General features: G+C 72.2%; 21 protein-coding genes. 18 read left to right on the top strand and 3 right to left on the bottom strand.

The genetic code is table 11. From position 1 onward, the window contains the following. Positions 1 to 61: 61 nt before the first annotated feature. The 4 genes from proC to LO762_RS24110 all read left to right on the top strand — a co-directional run bounded on the left by proC (position 62) and on the right by LO762_RS24110 (position 4,124). Complete coding sequence (proC, locus tag LO762_RS24125) at positions 62 to 856, top strand: pyrroline-5-carboxylate reductase (protein ID WP_230618249.1); 795 nt, start codon at positions 62 to 64, stop codon at positions 854 to 856. A gap of 72 nt (positions 857 to 928) precedes the next feature. Continuing rightward, positions 929 to 2,248, top strand: a complete 1,320-nt coding sequence (locus LO762_RS24120) for an efflux RND transporter periplasmic adaptor subunit (protein ID WP_230618453.1) — start codon at positions 929 to 931, stop codon at positions 2,246 to 2,248. Continuing rightward, positions 2,245 to 2,946, top strand: a complete 702-nt coding sequence (locus tag LO762_RS24115; protein ID WP_230618248.1) for an ABC transporter ATP-binding protein — start codon at positions 2,245 to 2,247, stop codon at positions 2,944 to 2,946. Before LO762_RS24120 ends, LO762_RS24115 begins: the two co-directional genes overlap by 4 nt. Beyond that, positions 2,943 to 4,124: an ABC transporter permease gene (locus tag LO762_RS24110; protein WP_230618246.1), complete on the top strand. Its 1,182-nt coding sequence runs from the start codon at positions 2,943 to 2,945 to the stop codon at positions 4,122 to 4,124. Before LO762_RS24115 ends, LO762_RS24110 begins: the two co-directional genes overlap by 4 nt. A gap of 2 nt (positions 4,125 to 4,126) precedes the next feature. Here LO762_RS24110 and LO762_RS24105 read toward each other — a convergent pair whose 3' ends face one another. After that, positions 4,127 to 5,143 (bottom strand): alpha/beta hydrolase, encoded by a 1,017-nt coding sequence (locus LO762_RS24105; RefSeq protein WP_230618243.1) that lies wholly within the window; start codon positions 5,141 to 5,143, stop codon positions 4,127 to 4,129. Between the two features lie 157 nt (positions 5,144 to 5,300). Here LO762_RS24105 and LO762_RS24100 point away from each other — a divergent pair, with 157 nt between their 5' ends. The 6 genes from LO762_RS24100 (at position 5,301) to LO762_RS24075 (ending at position 9,821) form a co-directional block, all read left to right on the top strand. After that, entirely contained in the window at positions 5,301 to 6,461 is a 1,161-nt protein-coding gene (locus LO762_RS24100; RefSeq protein ID WP_230618241.1) for an acetoin utilization protein AcuC, read from the top strand. Between the two features lie 2 nt (positions 6,462 to 6,463). Continuing rightward, on the top strand, positions 6,464 to 7,243 hold the full coding sequence (locus LO762_RS24095; RefSeq protein ID WP_230618452.1) for a phosphatase: 780 nt from the start codon (positions 6,464 to 6,466) through the stop codon (positions 7,241 to 7,243). A gap of 109 nt (positions 7,244 to 7,352) precedes the next feature. Next, positions 7,353 to 7,556, top strand: coding sequence for a helix-turn-helix domain-containing protein (locus LO762_RS24090; RefSeq protein WP_230618240.1), 204 nt, complete (start codon positions 7,353 to 7,355; stop codon positions 7,554 to 7,556). 143 nt (positions 7,557 to 7,699) lie between these two features. Further along, on the top strand, positions 7,700 to 7,798 hold the full coding sequence (locus LO762_RS24085) for a 30S ribosomal protein bS22 (protein WP_012854759.1): 99 nt from the start codon (positions 7,700 to 7,702) through the stop codon (positions 7,796 to 7,798). Positions 7,799 to 7,851: 53 nt separating this feature from the next. Further along, positions 7,852 to 8,895, top strand: a complete 1,044-nt coding sequence (locus LO762_RS24080; RefSeq protein WP_230618239.1) for an NAD-dependent epimerase/dehydratase family protein — start codon at positions 7,852 to 7,854, stop codon at positions 8,893 to 8,895. Beyond that, entirely contained in the window at positions 8,895 to 9,821 is a 927-nt protein-coding gene (locus tag LO762_RS24075) for a lysophospholipid acyltransferase family protein (RefSeq protein WP_230618238.1), read from the top strand. Before LO762_RS24080 ends, LO762_RS24075 begins: the two co-directional genes overlap by 1 nt. A gap of 8 nt (positions 9,822 to 9,829) precedes the next feature. Here LO762_RS24075 and LO762_RS24070 read toward each other — a convergent pair whose 3' ends face one another. Together LO762_RS24070 and LO762_RS24065 are read right to left on the bottom strand one after the other, a co-directional pair. Continuing rightward, on the bottom strand, positions 9,830 to 10,705 hold the full coding sequence (locus tag LO762_RS24070; RefSeq protein WP_230618237.1) for an HAD family phosphatase: 876 nt from the start codon (positions 10,703 to 10,705) through the stop codon (positions 9,830 to 9,832). 114 nt (positions 10,706 to 10,819) lie between these two features. Further along, on the bottom strand, positions 10,820 to 11,389 hold the full coding sequence (locus LO762_RS24065; protein WP_230618236.1) for a sigma-70 family RNA polymerase sigma factor: 570 nt from the start codon (positions 11,387 to 11,389) through the stop codon (positions 10,820 to 10,822). Between the two features lie 117 nt (positions 11,390 to 11,506). Here LO762_RS24065 and LO762_RS24060 point away from each other — a divergent pair, with 117 nt between their 5' ends. The 8 genes from LO762_RS24060 (at position 11,507) to LO762_RS24025 (ending at position 19,405) form a co-directional block, all read left to right on the top strand. Beyond that, a complete protein-coding gene (locus LO762_RS24060) occupies positions 11,507 to 12,793 on the top strand; it encodes a putative quinol monooxygenase (RefSeq protein ID WP_230618235.1) in 1,287 nt (428 codons plus the stop codon). Further along, positions 12,790 to 13,023 (top strand): glutaredoxin family protein, encoded by a 234-nt coding sequence (locus LO762_RS24055; RefSeq protein WP_230618234.1) that lies wholly within the window; start codon positions 12,790 to 12,792, stop codon positions 13,021 to 13,023. Before LO762_RS24060 ends, LO762_RS24055 begins: the two co-directional genes overlap by 4 nt. Before the next feature lie 193 nt (positions 13,024 to 13,216). Continuing rightward, a complete protein-coding gene (locus LO762_RS24050; RefSeq protein WP_230618233.1) occupies positions 13,217 to 13,930 on the top strand; it encodes a redox-sensing transcriptional repressor Rex in 714 nt (237 codons plus the stop codon). Continuing rightward, on the top strand, positions 13,927 to 15,234 hold the full coding sequence (locus LO762_RS24045; RefSeq protein ID WP_230618232.1) for a glutamyl-tRNA reductase: 1,308 nt from the start codon (positions 13,927 to 13,929) through the stop codon (positions 15,232 to 15,234). The genes LO762_RS24050 and LO762_RS24045 overlap by 4 nt, the downstream gene beginning before the upstream one ends. Continuing rightward, positions 15,231 to 16,142: a hydroxymethylbilane synthase gene (hemC, locus tag LO762_RS24040; RefSeq protein WP_308104437.1), complete on the top strand. Its 912-nt coding sequence runs from the start codon at positions 15,231 to 15,233 to the stop codon at positions 16,140 to 16,142. Before LO762_RS24045 ends, hemC begins: the two co-directional genes overlap by 4 nt. Beyond that, complete coding sequence (locus LO762_RS24035; protein ID WP_230618230.1) at positions 16,139 to 17,683, top strand: bifunctional uroporphyrinogen-III C-methyltransferase/uroporphyrinogen-III synthase; 1,545 nt, start codon at positions 16,139 to 16,141, stop codon at positions 17,681 to 17,683. Before hemC ends, LO762_RS24035 begins: the two co-directional genes overlap by 4 nt. Continuing rightward, the gene (gene hemB / locus LO762_RS24030) at positions 17,683 to 18,651 is read left to right on the top strand and encodes a porphobilinogen synthase (protein ID WP_230618227.1); all 969 of its coding nucleotides are present in this window, start codon (positions 17,683 to 17,685) and stop codon (positions 18,649 to 18,651) included. The genes LO762_RS24035 and hemB overlap by 1 nt, the downstream gene beginning before the upstream one ends. A 136-nt stretch (positions 18,652 to 18,787) precedes the next feature. Beyond that, positions 18,788 to 19,405 (top strand): bifunctional DNA primase/polymerase, encoded by a 618-nt coding sequence (locus tag LO762_RS24025; protein ID WP_230618225.1) that lies wholly within the window; start codon positions 18,788 to 18,790, stop codon positions 19,403 to 19,405. Positions 19,406 to 19,479: the final 74 nt, after the last annotated feature.

Raw genomic sequence — 19,479 nt, 5'->3', positions numbered from 1 at the left:
ACTAGGCTGGAGCGCTGAGCCGCGCGGGGACGCGCAAAGGCCAACTCGAACAGGTGTGAAGATGATTGCGATTCTTGGTACCGGCAAGATGGGGGAGGCCCTGCTCTCGGGGCTGTTGCGGGCTGGGCGGCGGCCTGCGGAGGTCGTGGTGACGGCGCGTCGGCCGGAGCGGGCGGCGCTGTTGCGGGAGCGGTACGGGGTGGACGCGGTCGCGAACACCGAGGCGGCCGCGAAGGCGGCGGTGGTGGTGCTCGCGGTGAAGCCGCAGGACATGGGTGCGCTGTTGGAGGAGGTCGGTCCGCACATCCCGGCCGGGACGCTTGTGGTGTCGATGGCGGCCGGCATCACCACGGGGTTCATCGAGCAGCGGATCGCGGCCGAGGCGCCGGTCGTGCGGGTCATGTCGAACACGCCGGTGCTGGTGGACGAGGCGATGAGCGTCATCTCGGCGGGCGCGCACGCGGGCGAGGAGCACCTGCGGCTGGCCGAGGAGCTGCTGTCGCCGGTCGGCAAGGTGACCCGGATCCCCGAGTCGCTGCAGGACGCGGCGACGGCCCTGTCAGGCTCGGGCCCGGCCTACTTCTACTACCTGGTCGAGGCGATGGTGGACGCTGGCATCCTGCTGGGCATGCCGCGCGCGGCCGCGCTCGACATGGTCATCCAGTCGGCGGTCGGCGCGGCGGTGATGCTGCGCGACTCGGGCGAGCACCCGGTGCTGCTGCGCGAGGCCGTCACCTCGCCGGGCGGCACGACGATCGCGGCGATCCGGGAGCTGGAGCGGCACGGGGTGCGGGCCGCCGTCCTGGAGGCGATCGAGGCGGCGCGGAACCGGGGCAGGGAGCTGGCCGGGGGCTGACCTCCCCCGATGTGATCTATATGGGGGACCCAAGGGTCCGGTGGGGCTTACGGGCCTAGCATGCCCGGTGTGATGCGGCGTTTTGTCCCCCCTGCTCTGGTGTGTGCCCTCCTCGTGCTGGGCGGCTGCTCCGGCGGCGACGCCGGACCCCGGATCGGCCTGGGCACGGCGGGGCGCGGCGACGTCGCGGAGGTCGTCGAGGCGCCCGCGACCCTGACGGCCAAGGCGGACGCGACGCTGCGCAGCCCCGCCGAGGGTGTGATCGCCCAGCTGAAGGTGCGCGACGGCGACACCGTCAAGGAGGGCCAGCTCCTCGCCCGGATCTCCTCGCCGACGGCCACCGAGCAGCTCGAACAGGCCAAGGAGGCCGACCGGCAGGCGGCGGGCGGGGTCGCGCCGCCGACGGGGGTGAGCGTCGGCGACTTCAAGAAGGAGCTCGACAAGATCGCCAAGCGCGGCTTCAAGGAGGCGCGGAAGCTGGCGCGGACGATCGAGGACCCGAAGGAACGCGCCAAGGTCCTCGCCGAGATCACCAAGGCCGAGGGCGACTACGCGCAGGCGGCCGGCGCGGCGCAGGCGGCGGTGGCCCGGCTGAACGCCGGGCTCGGCGGCCTCAGCTCGGCGCTCGCCTCGCTCGGCGCGGCCAGCAGGGTGCAGACGAAGGCGGCGGTGCGCGGCGCCCAGCGGACCGTTGACGGCCTCGTGCTGCGCGCCCCGTTCGCCGGGGTGGTCAGCCTGGGCGGCCCGTCGGGCGGCGACGCGGGCCTGGGCGGGCTGCTCCCGCCGCAGCTCGCCGACCTCGCGGGCGGCGGCCTGTCCGCGCCCGGCGCGGCGAGCGACGGGACGTCCGTCGCGGTCGGCGCGCCCGTGACGTCCGGGGCCGCCGTGGTCACCGTGACGGACATATCCGAGTTGCGGCTGTCCGCCGACATCGACGAGTCCGACATCCTCAAGGTGCGCCGTGACGGGCCCGCCGTCGCCGACTTCGACGCGCTGCCCGAGGCCGTCTACGGCGCGAAGGTGTACAGCGTGGGGGTGACCCCGCAGGAGGGCTCCGGAGGCGGCGTGACGTACAAGGTCCGCCTCACCCTCGCCGCCGGGACGCTCCCGGACGGGGCGGAGGCGCCCGAACCGAAGCCGGGGATGAGCGCCGTGGTCAGGTTGACCGTCCGGCAGGTGAAGGACGTGGTCTTCGTCCCCGTGACGGCGGTCGTCAGCAGCGGCAGGGACAGCACGGTGTGGGTGGTCCAGAACGGCAAGGCCGTAAGGCGCACCGTCACCTTGGGCGCGGAAGGCGACGGACGTGCTGAGGTCGTCTCCGGGTTGAAGGAGGGCGAGCGGATCGTCGTCACCGGGGCGGACGCGGTCAAGGCGGGGCAGGAGCTTCCGTGAGCGGCCCTCCCGCCATCGAGGCGGTGGACCTCACCCGTTCCTACGACCTGGGCGGCGAGCGCGTCCAGGCGCTCAAGGGCGTCAGCCTCACCATCGGCGACGGCGAGTACGCGGCGATCCTCGGGCCGTCCGGCTCGGGCAAGTCCACCCTCATGCACGTGCTCGGCGCGCTCGACCGGCCGACGACCGGCACCCTGCGGATCGCCGGACGCGACGTCGCGGGGCTGGACGGCGACGCGCTCGCCGAGTTGCGCAACGCGCACATCGGGTTTGTGTTCCAGTCGTTCCACCTGCTGGCGCGTACCAGCGCCGTCGACAACGTGGCGCTGCCTCTGGCGTACCGGGGTGTGCCGAAGGGCGAGCGGCGGCTGCGCGCGGCGGCGGCGCTGGAGCGGGTCGGCCTCGGGCACCGGCTCGGGCACCGCCCGAACCAGCTCTCGGGCGGCGAGCAGCAGCGGGTGGCGATCGCCCGCGCGCTCGTCGGCGGCCCCCGGCTGGTGCTGGCCGACGAGCCGACCGGCAACCTCGACACCCGCACCGGGCACGAGGTGATGGACCTCCTGGAGCGGCTCAACGGCGACCAGGGCGTCGCCGTCGTCCTGGTGACGCACGAGCCGGACGTGGCCGAGCGGGCGCCGCGCCGCATCCACGTCCGGGACGGCCTCATCGAGACGGACGAGCGGGAGGCGGGCCGGTGAGGCGGCGCGAGCTGTTCGCGGTCGCCTTGGAGGCGCTCCGGGTGAACCGTATGCGCAGCCTGCTCACGATGCTCGGTGTTGTCATCGGGGTGTGGGCGGTGGTGGTGCTCGTCGCGATCGGCGGCGGCGCGCGCGACATGGTCGAGGGCGAGATCGAGGGGCTCGGCTCGAACATCATCTTTGTGGTGCCGGGCGAGCTGGGGTTCGGCGCGGCCCCGACCGTCAGCCGGATGACCCGTGACGACGTCGCGCGGCTCACCGACCTCGCGGGCGAGGGCGCCGTCACGGCCGGGATCACCTCGGGCGAGTCGGTGCGCAACGGGCACGCGGAGGTGTTCGCGACGCTGACCGGCGCCGACGAGAACGGCCGCAACGTGTTCGACAGGCCGCTCGCCAAAGGCAGGTACCTGTCTGAGATCGACGTGGAGACCCGCCGCAGGGTCGCCGTCCTCGGATCGGTCGCGGCCGAACGGCTCTTCGGCGAGGTGGATCCGCTCGGTAGGCAGGTGACGATAGGCGGCGTCCGCTTCCGTGTCATCGGGGTGTTCGCGGCGGTCGGCCAGACGTTCGGCCAGTCCCGTGACGGCGAGGTCCAGGTGCCGCTCACGACCGCGCACCGGCTCCTCGGGGTGACGCGGGTGGATTTCGCCGCCGTCAGGGCGCCCGACGCGGAGTCCATCGAGGACCTGCAGAGCCGGATCGTCGAGACGCTGGAGGACGCGCATCCGGGCGAGCGGTTCTCGGCGGTCACGCAGACCCAGTTGCTCGGCACGATCGGCACGGTGTTGGGCGCGCTCACCGCCGTGCTCGCGGCCATCGCGGCGATCTCGCTGCTCGTCGGCGGCGTCGGCGTCTCCAACATCATGCTGGTGAGCGTGCGGGAGCGCACCCGCGAGATCGGGTTGCGCAAGGCGCTGGGCGCGCGGCAGCGCGACGTGCTCGGCCAGTTCCTCGTGGAGGCCGTGCTGTTGACGTCGGCGGGCGGGGCCGCGGGCATCGTGCTGGGCGTCGGCACCGCGCTGACGATCGCCGCGCTGTCGCCGGTCCCGGCGTCGATCGCGTGGTGGTCGCCGGTGCTGGCGTTCGGCGTGTCGGCGGGGGTTGGCGTGTTCTTCGGGGTGGCCCCGGCGCGGCGCGCGGGACGGCTCGACCCGGTGGTGGCCCTGCGCGCCGACTGAGGTCAGGCGACGACGGTGAGGCTCGCGCCGCCGCCGTCGTGCCCGGCGAGGGCCTCGGCGACGAACTCGGCGGTCCTGCGCATGGCGGCGTCGGCGTCCGGGAGGATGCGGTTGAGGAGCTGGAAGACGTGCATCTGGCCCGCCCAGACCTCAAGGTCGACCCGGCCTCCGGCGGCGGTGAGCAGCCGGGCCAGCTCCTCGGCCTCGGGCCGCAGCACCTCGGCGCCGCCGACCTGGATGAGGACGGGCGGCAGCGCGCCCCAGTCGGCGCCGAGAAGGTGCAGCCGGGGGTCGGTCTCGGCGCCCGCGACGAGGCGGCCGACGCGCCGGGCCGCGAAGGGGCTGAGGAACGCGTCCTTGACCTCCTTGTCGGCGGGCACGGACAGCTCGCAGGACAGGTCCACCCAGGGGGAGTACAGGACGATGCCCGCGGGCTCGGGCAGCCCCGATCTGTTGATCTCCCCGGCGAGGCTGGCCGCGAGGTGGCCGCCCGCCGAGTCGCCCGCGACGATGATCTTGGAGTGGCCCCGGTCGAGCAGCCACTGGTAGGCGGCCAACGCGTCCTCAAGGGCGGCGGGGAAGGGGTGTTCGGGGGCGAGGCGGTAGTGCGGGACGAGGACGGGCAGGCCGTTGTCCAGCGCGAGGCGGGTGGTGAGGGGCCGGTGTGTCTGCGGCGAACAGAGGATGTAGCCCCCGCCGTGCAGGTACAGGACGGCGCCGTCGGCGGGTGCGTCGGGGATGATCCACTCGGCCTTGAGCACGTGGCCGGTGCGTAGGTGCGGGTCGCGTAGGCGTTCGATCCGGACGCGCCTGTCGGTCGGCATGAGGGCGGCGGCCCGGTCCAGTGCGCGGCGCGCCACCCGGATCGGCAGGGGGCGGCTGGGCGCGTGGTGGATGAACGGGCGCATGGTGAGGCGGAGCGCGCCGCCGAGGACCTTGCTCTGGAGGCTCGGACGCCACTCCGCGTCGGGGGCGGAGGGGCGCGGCGCGGGAACCGATGAGACGACGTCATCAAGCATGGCCACCCCTGATGTTTCCGCTTTGTTAAAGGTTACCCATTCTGACAACAGAGTTACCCTACGAAAAGGGTCAAATTGGTACGCTCCACGTAACTCTCCGTATAACGCGCTACGGTTGATCCCGTCGGGTGCGGGATCGGAGCGGCGGGATGATCACATGAGCGGCGAGCTGCGGGTGTACTGGGACGAGAAGCTGCTGTCGTACGACTTCGGCCCCTCCCACCCGCTCAACCCGGTGCGGGTGGACCTCACGATGCGGCTCGCCCGCGCCCTGGGCGTCCTGGACCACGTGGAGGTCGCCGGGTTCACCTCCGCGGGCGACGGGCTGATCTCCCTCGTGCACGACCGCGCCTACATGGACGCGGTCAAGGCGGCCGGAACCGGCCTGCGGCCGGACTACCGGCACGGGCTCGGCACCGCCGACACGCCGATCTTCGCGGGCATGCACGAGGCGTCCGCGCTCGTCGTGGGCGCGTCCGTCGCGGCGGCCGAGGCGGTGTGGCGCGGCGAGGTGCCGCACGCCGCCAACATCGCGGGCGGGCTGCACCACGCGATGCCGGGCGGCGCCGCCGGGTTCTGCGTCTACAACGACCCGGCCGTGGCCATCGCCTGGCTGCTGGAGCACGGAGCCCAGCGCGTCGCTTACGTGGACGTGGACGTGCACCACGGCGACGGCGTCCAGGCCGCCTTCTACGACGACCCGCGCGTGCTCACCATCAGCCTGCACGAGACGCCCCGGACGCTCTTCCCCGGCACCGGCTTCCCGCACGAGACGGGAGCGGACGGCACCGCTGTCAACGTCGCGCTTCCGCCCGGCACGGGTGACCGCGCCTGGATGCGCGCCTTCCAGGGCGTCGTCCCGCAACTGCTGGAAGCCTTCCGGCCGCAGGTGCTCGTGACACAGCAGGGGTGCGACACCCACCGGCACGACCCGCTCGCGCACCTGTCCCTCAGCGTGGACGGGCAGCGCGCGGTCTACGCGGAGCTGCACCGCCTCGCGCACGAGACGGCGGGCGGCCGCTGGGTGCTCACCGGAGGCGGCGGCTACGAGCTGGTGCAGGTGGTGCCGCGCGCGTGGACGCACCTGCTCGCGGAGGCTTCCGGCCGCCCGCTCGCGCCGGACACCGTCTGCCCGCAGGAGTGGCGGACGTACGCGCTCGAGCGCACGGGCGAGGTGGCGCCCAAGGTGATGACCGACGGATTCCAGGTGGAGGTAACGACGTGGGGCGAGGGCTTCGATCCGGCCAACCCGATCGACCAGGCGATCCTGGCGACACGCAACGCGGTCTTCCCGGAGCACGGCCTCCTTCCCGTGTAGAGCTGCGCGAGCACCTGCTCCGCCACTTCATCGCGGGCGACGTCGCGACGCCGCGCCACAACAACCTCAAGCACTTCCGCCGGATGGCCGAGGGCGACCCGTACTACCAGTTCGGCCTCGACCTGGGCACGTGGACGTTCGAGGAGACCGTCGCGATGATGGCCGAGCACGCCGGCACGAGCCCGGACCTCGACCACTGGTGGGGCGACGACACCATCGACGTCGAACGCACCCTGGACGCGCTGGACGCGATGGGCGAGCGGATCGGTGTCGCGGCGCGGGAGAAGCAGACCGTCCTGCTCGCCACCGGGCATCCGGGCGCGCTCCTCGACGTGCTGTACGTGCCGCTCGCCGACGCCCTGCGCGCCGCCGGATGCGCCGTGCCGACGCCCGCGGAAGGGTGGTCCTACCACTCCGACGAGGGTCGTGACGGCCCCGAGACGCGCGCGATCCGGTACACGTCGGGTGTCGCGGCCCTGGTCGGGGGCGGCGAGTTCCGTCACACGCACCACGCCGCTCCCATGGAGGCGATGCTCGCAAACCTCGCAGGCGAATCCCGGTATTGGCCGGACCTGGTCATCGCCGACCACGGCTGGGCGGGCGCGGCGGGAGAGGCGGGCGTTTCGACGGTGGGGTTCGCCGACTGCAATGATCCCGCCCTGTTCGCGGGGCATGTCCTGGGGAAAATAGAGGTCTGTGTGCCGCTGGACGACTTCGTGCTCCCACGGCACTACATCCCCCTGACGCGGTACCTGCTGGCCCGCGCGGACCTGTCGGCCTGAAGAACCCCTTGCGACTTGCGGTACGCGATTTACGCTGGATGAAGAACACGTGCGGTGATCGAAGTCACCCGAAGGGCAGGTGCGCGGCACGTGTGGGAGAGGGCGACCCATGGGCGCAGGCGAACGACCCCTCAGTGAGGTGAGGTTCCTGACCGTCGCTGAGGTGGCGTCGGTCATGCGGGTGTCCAAGATGACCGTCTATCGGCTCGTGCACTCGGGCGAGCTTCCGGCCATCCGGGTCGGACGTTCGTTCCGGGTTCCCGAGCAGGCTGTCCACGACTACCTGCAAGAGGCATACATCGAGGCCGGTTAACCGGCTCCGGTAACGGCGAGGGGCGAGACCGACACCGGCGGCCGAGAGGCCGCCGGTACTACTCAAGGGACGAGCGGCGGTAGTGTTAGCCGCTGGGCCGCGTCGCGGCCTATCTTCCCTGCATGCTGTCTGAGTGAGGTTTCGTGGGTTCCGTTATCAAGAAGCGTCGTAAGCGGATGGCCAAGAAGAAGCACCGCAAGCTGCTGAAGAAGACCCGCGTGCAGCGCCGTAACAAGAAGTAGCACGGCGCCGCACCGCGCCGCACCGCCACTAGCAGCCGTGAGGGGTGGGCACAGTGTCTTCTCCGCGTGCCTCGTCCGCGGCCCGCGTCGTCCTGGTCACCGGAGTGTCCAGGTTCCTGGGCGCGCGGGTCGCCAACACCCTGCAAGCTGACCCCGGCATCGACCGGGTCATCGGTGTGGACACCGTGCCGCCGGCGCATCCGCTGGGCCGCACCGAGTTCGTCAGGGTCGACATCCGCACCTCCGGCATCGCGAAGGTGATCGAGGCGGCCGAGGTCGACACGGTGGTGCACCTCAACCTGGTGACGTCCCCGTCGGGCCAGCGCTCGGCGATGAAGGAGATCAACGTCATCGGGGCGATGCAGCTGCTCGCCGCCTGCCAGCGCTCGCCGCACACGCGCAAGCTCGTGGTGCGCTCGTCGGCCGCGGTGTACGGCTCGTCGCCGCGTGATCCCGCGGTCTTCACCGAGGACACCGAGCCGGTGGAGCCGCCCGCGTCCGGGTACGCCAAGGACGCCGCGGAGGTCGAGGGCTATGTGCGCGGGCTGCAACGCCGCAGGTCCGATCTTGTGGTGTCGGTGCTGCGGTTCGTCAACTTCCTCGGCGCGGGCGTCGACTCGCCGCTGACGCGGGTGTTCCGCATGCCCGCGGTGCCGACGGTGCTCGGCTTCGACCCGCGCCTGCAGTTCCTGCACGAGGACGACGGCGTCGAGGTGCTGCGGCGGATGACGGTCGAGGACCATCCGGGCGTCTTCAACGTGGCGGGTGACGGCGTGCTGCTGCTGTCGCAGTGCCTGCGCAGGGCGGGGCGCGTGTCCGTGCCGCTGCCCGCGCCCGCCTACGCGCTCGTCGGCGACACCGGGCGCCGGATCGGCACGCTGCCGGGCTTCTCCGCCGAGTTGCAGCGCTGGCTGACGTACGGCCGCGTGGTGGACACCGCGCGCCTGGCGTCCGCGCTGTCGTGGCGGCCCAAGTACGACACGGCGGCGGCGTTCGCGGAGTTCGCCCAGGCCCACGGCCTCGGCAACGAGATACCGCTCGCGCTCTTCGACACGCTGACGGCGGGCCTGCCCGTGGACGGGAGCGGCACCCGGTGATGAACGCGCAAGAGGGCCGTGACGGTGACGACGCGGCCGAGCCGGTCGCCCGGGTCATCCCGCTGTACGACTACGGAAGCCCCGAGCCCGAACGCAACCCCGTCGAGCACGCGCTCGCCTCGGGTCTGGCGTTCCTGCGCCGCCGGGTCGCGGGCGAGTACGAGGTCGACGAGTTCGGCTACGACCCGGACTTCACCGAGTCGGTGCTGATCCCGCTCGCGCGGCTGCTGTACCGGCACTGGTTCCGGGTGGAGCTGCACGGTCTCGACAACGTGCCCGCGTCCGGTTCCGCGCTGCTGGCCGCCAACCACTCCGGTGTGCTGCCGCTGGACGCCATCATGTTGCAGGTCGGCCTGCACGACGCGCTCGACCGTGACATCCGGCTGCTGGGCGCCGACCTCGTCTACCAGGTGCCGTTCCTCGGGCACCTGTCCCGCAAGTCCGGGCACACGCTCGCGACGCCCCCGGACGCCGCCAGGCTGCTGGAGAAGGGCGAACTCGTCGGGGTCTTCCCCGAGGGGTTCAAGGGCGTCGGCAAGCCGTTCAGCGAGCGCTACCGGCTCGCGCGGTTCGGTCGCGGCGGGTTCGTGGCGACGGCGCTGCGCGCGCGGGTCCCGATCGTGCCGACGGCCATCGTGGGGGCCGAGGAGATCTACCCGAAGATCGGCGAGATCCGGCTCCTGGCCCGCCTGTTCGGGCTGCCCTACTTCCCGGTGACGCCGACGTTCCCGTGGCTCGGGCCGCTCGGGGTGGTGCCGCTGCCGTCCAAGTGGATGATCCAGGTCGGCGAGCCGATCCCGGTGGACGACTACGACCCCGAGCAGGCCGACGACCCCATGGCGGTCTACGAGCTCACCGACAGGGTGCGTGAGACCGTCCAGCAGATGGTCTACGACCTGCTGTTGCGGCGCGGCCCGGCCTTCTAGCCACCGGCTCAGAAGCGGACGGGCGCGCGGTAGTGGCGGCGCAGCGCGATGCCCGCGGCGACGCCCCCGGCCAGCGCGCCCGCGCCGGCGGCGGCGGGCAGCGTGACGAGCGCTACCTTGCGGCCGGTGCGGAAGTCGTGGATCGGCCAGTCGTCGGCCTTGGCACGGTCGCGCAGCTCGCCGTCCGGGTTGACCGCGTGCGGGTCGCCCACGGTGGTGAGCATGGGCAGGTCGTTGGCCGAGTCGCTGTAGGCGGAGCAGCGTGTGAGGTCGAGGCCCTCCTTGTCGGCGAGCGCGCGCACGGCTTCGGCCTTGGCCGGGCCGTGCAGGAGGTTGCCGACGAGACGGCCGGTGTAGACGCCGTCCACGGTCTCCGCGACGGTGCCGAGCGCCCCGGTCAGGCCGAGCCGCCGGGCCATCACCCGGGCGATCTCCACCGGCGTCGCGGTGACGAGCCAGACCTGCTGTCCGGCGTCGAGGTGGGACAGGGCGAGGCTGCGGGTGCCCTGCCAGATCCGGTCCTCCATGACGTCGTCGTAGATCTCCTCGCACAGGGCGACGAGCTCGTCGACGGACTTGCCCGCGACGAAGCCGAGCGCCGTCTCGCGGGCGGTGCCGATGTGGTCGGCGTTCTCGGTGCCGCGCACGCGGAACACCGCCTGGCCCCACGCGAACAGGGCGAGGTCGCGGGTGGTGAACAGCTTGCGCTTGGCCAGGCCGCGCGCGAAGTGGTAGATCGACGCGCCGCGCATCATCGTGTTGTCGACGTCGAAGAAGGCGGCGGCCGCCGGGTCCGCCAGGGTCGGCAGGGTCTGGACCGCCTCGGCGGCGACCTTGCCCGCGTCCACCGGGTCCTGCTCGTGTCTGTGCCAGAAGCGCCGCATGCTCGTGATCGTCTCCGCTCCCCGTCGTCTCCTTGAGAGCCTAGCCACGGCACGGCCGGTTTCCGAGCCGTCGGCGCCGAATCGGGATCGTCGTCACAGAACACCCGCCGCCGGTCACAGGGCCCTCGGGTCGGCGGGCAGGGTGCGGGCGAGGGTGCGCACCGCGCGGTGCTGGAGCGCCTTGACGGCCCCGGTGTTCTTGCCCATCGCCTGGGCCGTCTCGGCGACGGTCATGCCGTGCAGGAACCGCAGCGCCACACAGGCCCGCTGCTCGGCCCCCAGCCGCCGGACGGCCTGGAACAGGACCTGGTAGGCGATGGCGTCCACGACGGCCCGCTCGGGGCCCTCCAGGGGCGTCTCGGGCGGTTCGTCGGTGGTGAGTTCGAGCCGGTGCCGCGCGGACTTGTAGTGGTCGGCGACGAGGTTGCGGGCGATCGTCACGAGCCAGGCGCCGAAGTCGCGGCCCTGCCAGGTGAAGTCGCCGATGCGGCGGAGCGCGCGCGCGAACGTCTCGCTGGTGAGGTCCTCGGCGAGCGGCTGGGCGCCGACGCGGGCGTGGACGTACCGGTAGATCAGGTCGGCGTACTGGCCGTAGAGGGCGCCGAACGCGTCGCGGCAGCCCCTGCGCGCGCGCTCGACCAGGACTTCCGGGTCGAGTGGCTCCGCGCGCGTGACCTTCGGCACGCCTGCCACCCTAGATACCGTTGAGTAGCCGGGCAATGGCGTCCTCCATGGAAAAACGGTGAGAAGTTGCCCTCCCGGTACGCCTCACCGTGGTTCATCGGGCACCATGGGGGCGCGATGGTCGAAGGAATGCTGGCTCTGGTGGCGACCTCGGCAGCCCTCGTGGGCGCCGGGTTGCTGGTCCAGAGCGCCCTCAAGGAGCGCAGAGCGCACCTCGCCGTGTGGTCGGCGGGGCTGGTGCTCATGGGTCTGTCGCTCGCCGCGATGGCCCTGGGGTCGTTCGCGGGCTTCACCCCCTTCGCGTTCCGTGTGATGGCTCTCACGGGCGGGCTGCTGGCGCCGCTGTGCGCGGCGGTCGGGCTGATCGAACTGGTCGCCCGGCCGGTTCAGGTCAGGTTCGCCGCGCGGCTCGTCGGGATCTCCTACGGGCTCGTCGCGCTCGTCGTGCTGATCCTCGACCCGCTGTCCACGGCCAAGCAGGACCTGGGCGTGCCCAACCCGGGCGACGCCTACGGGGTGCTCCCGACGGCGCTGCTCACCGGCGCGACGGGCCTGTCCGTCCTGACGCTCCTGGGCGGCCTGACCACCGCCGTGGTGCGCACCCAGAAGCGCGACAAGAGCGCCTACGCGCTCATGCTCCCGGCCGGCCTCGCCGCGGTCGCCGGGATGATCAACGTGATCGCGGTCGGCTGGATGCCCGGTCTGCTGAAGATCGTCGGGCTGGCCGCCGCCGCGGGGCTGATCTTCTTCGCGGCGTCCAACACCACAACGGCCGAGCCCGACGAAGACGACGAAGACGACGAATCCGGCGAAGCAGAGCAGGAAGCCGAGGACGAGATGGCCTACGAGCCGCCTTACGAGCACCCCCACCGGCCGCACCAGCCGCCGCGCCAGAACACGCAGGGCATGCGCAGGCCGGAGCCGCCGCAGCCGCCCCCGCCGCCGGGCCGGCACACCGGGCAGCGGCCGCTGCCGCCGCAGCCCCCGGCGGGCCCGCCGACCCAGGCGATGCCGCCGATGCAGTCCACCGGCCCGCTCGCGCCGGACGACTGGTTCGCCTCGCCGCCCCCGCCGCCGCAGCAGCCGCCCGCGGGCCCGTACGGCCAGATCGTCGTCTACACCCTCCTGGACGGCCGTGAGCAGGCGTTCGACAGGCAGGTCAACCAGCTCATCGGCGAGGCGGTGCGCGCCGAGGAGGGCATCCTGATCTTCACCTGCCACGAGGTCGAGGGTGCGCCGACGCAGCGCATCTCCTACCAGCTGTTCCGCGACCGCGCCGCCTACAACGCGCATCAGGGCCGTCCCTACGTGCACCGGTTCCACGGCGAGAGCCGCACCCACGTGCTCGCCACCAACGTGATCGACCTCAAGCTGACCGGCGGCAGCCTGCCGGTGCTCCGATGATCACGCTGCTCTCCCGGCCCGGCTGCCATCTGTGCGACGACGCCCGCACGGTGATCGTCAGGGTGGCGGCCGACTGCGGTGAGCCCTGGGAGGAGAAGGACATCACCCGGGACGAGGCGTTGCTGCGCGAGTACCACGACCACATCCCCGTGACCTTCGTGGACGGCCGCCAGGTCGACTTCTGGCGGGTCGATGAAGATCGTCTGAGGCGGGCGCTAGCCTCAAGGTGAACACCCCGTCGCGGCGCGGCGCGAATGTCGCGTCGGTCACATTCGTCGGCTCCTGTGCGCCCTCCCACCTGGAACAAGCGTCTAGAACCGGATTCGGCACTTTGTGCATTCGTTCACGACAGGGTTAACCTGGTCGAAATACGCCTCTCCCGGGGTGGGAGAGGCGCGCGCAGGAGAGGCCGACCCACCCGAGATGAGCCCCCGGCAGCCGCAGGACAGCGCGGCCAGCAGAGATCTGCGAGGCGCGGCCAAAGGCATTCCCGAGGCCACCGTCGCGAGACTGCCGGTCTACCTGAGAGCCCTGCACGGACTCCAGGAGCGGGGCGTGATGACCGTCTCGTCCGAGGAGCTCGCCGGAGCCGCGGGCGTGAACTCCGCCAAGCTCCGTAAAGACCTCTCCCACCTCGGCTCGTACGGCACCCGCGGGGTCGGATACGAGGTTGAGTACCTCGTGTACCAGATCTCGCGTGAGCTGGGCCTGACCCAGGACTGGGTCGTGGCCATCATCGGAGTGGGTAACCTGGGCCGCGCTCTCGCCGGTTATGGCGGGTTCGCTTCCAGGGGATTCCGGGTGGCCGGGCTGCTGGACGCCGACGCGGCGACCGTCGGCCAGCGCATCGCCGGGCTCACCGTCGAGCACATAGACGAGCTGGAGACCATCATCAAGGACCAGGGCGTGTCCATCGCCGTCATCGCCACACCGGCGTCGGCGGCACAGTCGGTCTGCGACCGGGTGGTCGCGGCCGGGGTCACCAGCGTGCTCAACTTCGCCCCCGTCGTCCTCAGCGTCCCCGAGGGCGTGGACGTCCGCAAGGTCGACCTGTCGATCGAACTCCAGATCCTGGCGTTCCACGAGCAGCGCAAGGCCGGCGGACCGCACGAGGAGTACGTAGAGGTACACCCATGAGCCTGCTCGTCGTCGGCCTCAGCCACCGGTCGGCCCCCGTCACCCTCCTCGAACGCGCCTCCGTCACCGGCGACGACCTGGTCAAACTGCTGCACGAGATCCACGACTCGGTGCGCGAGACGATGATCGTCTCCACCTGCAACCGGGTCGAGGTGTACGCGGCCGTCGACAAGTTCCACGGCGGCGTCCAGGTGATCTCCGAGGCGCTGGCCCGGCGGTCCGGCGTCGCGCTGGAGGAACTGACCCGGCACCTGTACGTGCACTACGAGGACAGGGCCGTCCAGCACGCGTTCGCCGTCGCCTGCGGGCTGGAGTCGATGGTCGTCGGCGAGGGGCAGATCCTCGGCCAGATCCGGTCGGCGTTCCGGCTCGGCCAGGACGAGGGCACCATCGGGCGCGGCCTGCACGAGGTCGTCCAGCGGGCGCTGCGGGTCGGCAAGCGCGCGCACTCCGACACCGGCATCGACAAGGCGGGCGCCTCGCTCGTCAGCGTCGGGCTGCAACTCGCCTCCGCGCACCTGGGCGAGCTGGAGGGCCGCCGCGCCCTCGTCATCGGCGCGGGCGCGATGAGCGGCCTCGCGGTGGCCACCCTCGCGCGCAGCGGCGTCGGCGAGATCACCGTCGCCAACCGGACGTACTCGCGCGCGGTCCGCCTCGCCGAGTCCGCCGCCGCCGAGGGTGTGCCCGCCCGGCCGCTGCCGCTGGAGCGGATGGACGCCGAGCTGAACCGCGCCGACCTGATCGTCTCCTGTACCGGGGCGGGGCGGATCATCGGGCCCGGCCAGCTTGAGCCGGGCCGCAGGTTCATCCTGGATCTGGCCCTGCCGCACGACGTGGACCCGGCCGTCCGCGCCATCGACGGCGTCGGCCTCGCCGGGCTCGAAGAACTCCGCACCGCCGAGGAGGCCGCCCGCGCGATCGGCCCCGAAGCCGTGGAGGCGGTGCGCCGCATCGTCGCCGACGAGGTCGCCGCCTTCCTGTCGGCCGAACGCGCCGCCGCCGTCGCCCCGACCGTCGTCGCGCTGCGCGCCAAGGCCGCCGAGGTGGTGGAACTGGAGCTCGCGCGGCTGCGCGCCAAGCTCCCCGACCTCGACCCCAAGACCGAACACGAGCTGGCCATGACCGTCCGCCGGGTGGCGGACAAGCTCATGCACGCGCCGACCGTCAGGGTGAAGGAACTGGCCGCCGCGCCCGGCGGCGACTCCTACGCCGACGCGCTGCGCGAGCTCTTCGACCTCGACCCCGCGGCTCCCGAGGCCGTGACGCGCGCTGACCTCACGCGCCAGGAACGGAGCCCGTCGTGACCCAGTCCCCGCTTCGGCTCGGCACCCGCAAGAGCCTCATGGCCATGACCCAGTCCGGCCTCGTCGCCGACGCGCTCACCGAGGCCACCGGGCATGCCGTGGAGCTGGTCGGGGTAACGACCGAGGGTGATGTCTCCAAGGCACTGCTGGCACAGATGGGCGGCACCGGCGTGTTCGTCAACGGGCTGCGCGAGAAGATCCTCTCCGGTGAGGTGGACTTCGCCGTGCACTCGCTGAAGGACCTGCCCACCGCGCCCGCCGAGGGCATCGCGCTCGTCGCCATCCCGCCCCGGAACGACCCGCGTGACGCGCTGTGCGCGCCGGGTAAGCTGGGAGAACTCCCCACGGGGGCCAGGGTCGGCACCGGATCGCCCCGCCGCGTCGCACAGTTGCGCGCGCTGCGGCCCGATCTCGACGTCGTCGCGATCCGCGGCAACGCCGACACGCGGTTGGGCAAGATCGCCTCCGGTGAGCTGGACGCGGTGGTGCTGGCGCACGCCGGGCTCGTCCGGATCGGCAGGACAGCCGAGATCGGCGAGGTCTTCGGGCCGGACGCGATGCTGCCCGCCCCGGGGCAGGGCGCGCTGGCCCTGGAGTGCAGGGCGGACGACGCCCGGCTCCTCAACATCCTCCGGGTGCTCGACGACCCGGCGACCCGCGCGGCCGTCACCGCCGAACGCACCGTGCTCGCGGTGCTGGAGGCGGGCTGCTCCGCGCCGGTCGGTGCGTACGCGCGGCTGGAGGACGGGCAAGAACTGAGCCTGACGGCGGCGGTCGTCTCGGTCGACGGCACGCGCCAGATCAGGCTCACCGCGAGCGGCCACCCAGAACGGGCCGAGGAGCTGGGACGCGATCTCGCGGCCCGGCTCTTCGCCGAGGGGGCCGACAAGCTGATGGAGGTGCCATGACCGTCACATTCGTGGGCCTGGGGCCGGGCGATCCGGGCCTGCTCACCCTGCGCGCGGCCGAGGTGCTCGGGCGGGCCGACACGGTCGTGGTGAACCGTTCGACCTGCCCCAAACAGGTGCTCGCGCTGTGCGCGCCGGGGGCGGAGATCGTCGACGCCGACGACAGGGACGCCGCCAAGCTCGTGCTCGCGGCGGCCCGCACCGGCAGCGTCGCACGGCTCGTCGCGGGCGACTCCGGGCTCGGCGGGGCGACCGCCCGCGAGGCCGAGGTGTGCGCCGCCGAGGGCGTCCCGTTCGAGGTCGTGCCGGGCGTGTCGGCGGTGACGGCGGTGCCGCAGTACGCGGGCATCCCGCTGCGCGACGACGCCACCCGCGAGGTCAGGATCATCGACGCCGCCGGCGGCGGCGTCGACTGGGACACCGTGGCGGGCGGCGACGCGACGCTCGTGGTGCTGGGCGCCGAGGGCATCATCAGCGAGACGGCCAAGGGCATCATGGCGGCGGGCCGCGCCGACTCGACGCCGGTCGCCTACACCGCGATGGGCAGCACGACCGAGCAGGAGACGGTCGTCACCACCCTGAACCGGCTGTACGCCGAGACCAAGGGCATGGACACCCCCGCGATGATCGTCGTCGGGGACGTCGTGCGCTGGCGGGACAGGCTGTCGTGGTTCGAGACCAAGCCGCTGTTCGGCTGGCGGGTGCTGGTGCCGCGCACCAAGGAGCAGGCCGCCGACCTGTCGGAACAGCTGCGCTCCTACGGCGCGGTGCCCGACGAGGTGCCGACGATCTCGGTCGAGCCGCCCCGCACCCCGCAGCAGATGGACCGCGCTATCAAGGGCCTGGTGACGGGCCGCTACGAGTGGGTCGTCTTCACGTCCGTGAACGCGGTGAAGGCGGTGCGTGAGAAGTTCGTCGAGTACGGGCTGGACGCGCGCGCCTACGCGGGGCTGAAGGTGGCCGCCGTGGGCGAGCAGACGTCCGCCGCGCTCGTCGAGTTCGGCGTGGTGCCCGACCTCGTGCCGTCCGGCGAGCAGTCCAGCGACGGCCTCCTCGAGGTCTGGCCGCCCTACGACGAGGACCTCGACCCGATCAACCGGGTGCTCCTGCCGCGCGCTGACATCGCCACAGACCGCCTCATCTCCGGGCTGACGGACCTGGGGTGGGAGTGCGACGACGTCACCGCCTACCGGACCGTCAGGGCCGCGCCGCCGCCCCAGCCGATCCGCGAGGCGATCAAGGGCGGCGGGTTCGACGCCGTCCTGTTCACCTCGTCGTCCACCGTGAAGAACCTGATCGGCATCGCGGGCAAACCGCACAACGTGACGGTGATCGCGGTGATCGGGCCGCAAACGGCCAAGACCGCCGAGGAATACGGCCTGCGCGTCGACGTTATGGCGGAGAAGCCCTCGGTGTCGGCGCTGGCCGAGGCGCTCGCGGAGTACGGTTCGAAGCGCAGGGCCGGCCAGGTCGAGGCGGGCGAGCCGCTGCGCAGGCCGAGCCAGATGCGGCGCGGCGCCCGGAAGAAGAGGTTCACGTGATGATCGAACGTCCCCGCCGGCTCCGCCGGACCCCGGCCCTGCGTCGGCTGGTGGCCGAGACCCGGCTCGATCCTGCCGCTTTTATCCTCCCGATGTTCATCAAGGAAGGGATCTCCGACCCCGTCGAGATCTCGTCCATGCCCGGCGTCCACCAGCACACCCGCGAGAGCCTCCGCAAGGCGGCGCACGAGGCCGTCGAGGCGGGCGTCGGGGGCGTCATCCTGTTCGGGATCCCGGCGCACAAGGACGAGCGCGGCTCGGCCGCCGACGACCCGAACGGCGTCATGCAGGTGGCGCTGCGCGACCTGTCCGCCGACCTCGGTGACTCCGTCGTCCTGATGACCGACCTGTGTCTCGACGAGTACACCTCGCATGGGCACTGCGGGCTGCTCACCCCGTCCGGCGAGGTCGACAACGACCCGACGCTGGAGCGGTACGCGTCGATCGCCGTCGCGCAGGCCGCGGCGGGCGCGCAGGTCGTCGCGCCGAGCGGCATGATGGACGGCCAGGTTGCCGCGATCCGGGACGCGCTGGACGGCGCCGGGTACCACAACATCCCGATCATGGCCTACTCCGCGAAGTACGCCTCCGCCCTGTACGGGCCGTTCCGCGACGCCGCCGAGTGCGCGCCGCAGTTCGGCGACCGGGCCGCCTACCAGCAGGACCCGGCCAACGCCCGCGAGTCGCTGCGGGAGACGGCGCTGGACCTCGCCGAAGGCGCCGACATCGTCATGGTGAAGCCCGCGAGCCTCTACCTGGACGTCGTCCGTCAGGTGAAGGACGCGGTGGAGGTGCCCGTCGCCGCCTACCAGGTGAGCGGCGAGTACGCGATGATCGAGGCGGCCGCCGCGAACGGCTGGATCGACAGGGACAGGGCGATCATGGAGTCGCTCGTCTCGATCCGCCGCGCCGGCGCCGACCTGACCCTGACGTACTGGGCGACGGAGGTGGCGCGCCGGCTGCGTTGACGGGTCTTCGCCGCCCGGCCGCGCCGGGTGGTCAGTCTCTAGTCATTTGGAACCGTATCCCGGGGGTCGCCGCGCGGGTCTCCACCGGCTTTCGCCATCATCTGGGAAAGGGCGGTTCTCTCTCGGGGGGCGGTACATGTTGGCGGTGGCACGCTATTCACGCACGAAGAACCGGCTGGCCGACGCGGCGCGGTCGTACGCGCGGCACGGCTGGACGGTCGTCGCGGGCGCCTCGGCGGGCGCCGACCGCGCCTGTTCCTGCGACCGGATCGGCTGTCCCGACCCGGCCGCCCACCCCGTCTCCGCCGCCTGGGGCATCCAGGCCACCACCGACCCGGAGACCCTGACCCGCTGGTGGTCCCACAGACCAACGGCCAACGTGATCCTCCCAACGGGCCGAGTCTTCGACGTCATCGACGTCCCCGCCACCCGAGGCCAAGCCGCCCTAGCCGCCATGACCGCCGCCAACATCCCCACCGGCCCAGTCGCAAAGATCGGCGAAGACCGCCTCCTCTTCTTCGTAGCCACCCGAGGCAACCCGGCCGACGAAGACGAATGGTGGTCCTGCCACCTGGATTCCACCCCCGAAACCATCGCCGACAACCCGGGCATGCGCTGGCACTGCCGAGACAGCTACGTGGTAGCCCCCCCTTCCACCCTCCCCACCGGCCGAGAAGTCACCTGGCTCCGCCCCCCCACCCCCACCACCCCCCTCCCCGACCCCCTCCGCCTCCTAGAATTCCTCGCCGACTAACCCCAGGCCACTCCCCGCCCCCAGCTCCGGACCCAACGGAGACCTCGCCGCCTCAGGTGCTGTAGGAGAGAGTG

This window comes from Actinocorallia sp. API 0066, assembly GCF_020991275.1.
In the GTDB taxonomy this organism is placed as follows: domain Bacteria; phylum Actinomycetota; class Actinomycetes; order Streptosporangiales; family Streptosporangiaceae; genus Actinocorallia.
The sequence above is the reverse complement of the archived record's forward strand: the minus strand, read 5'-3'. Positions and strand labels throughout refer to the sequence as shown.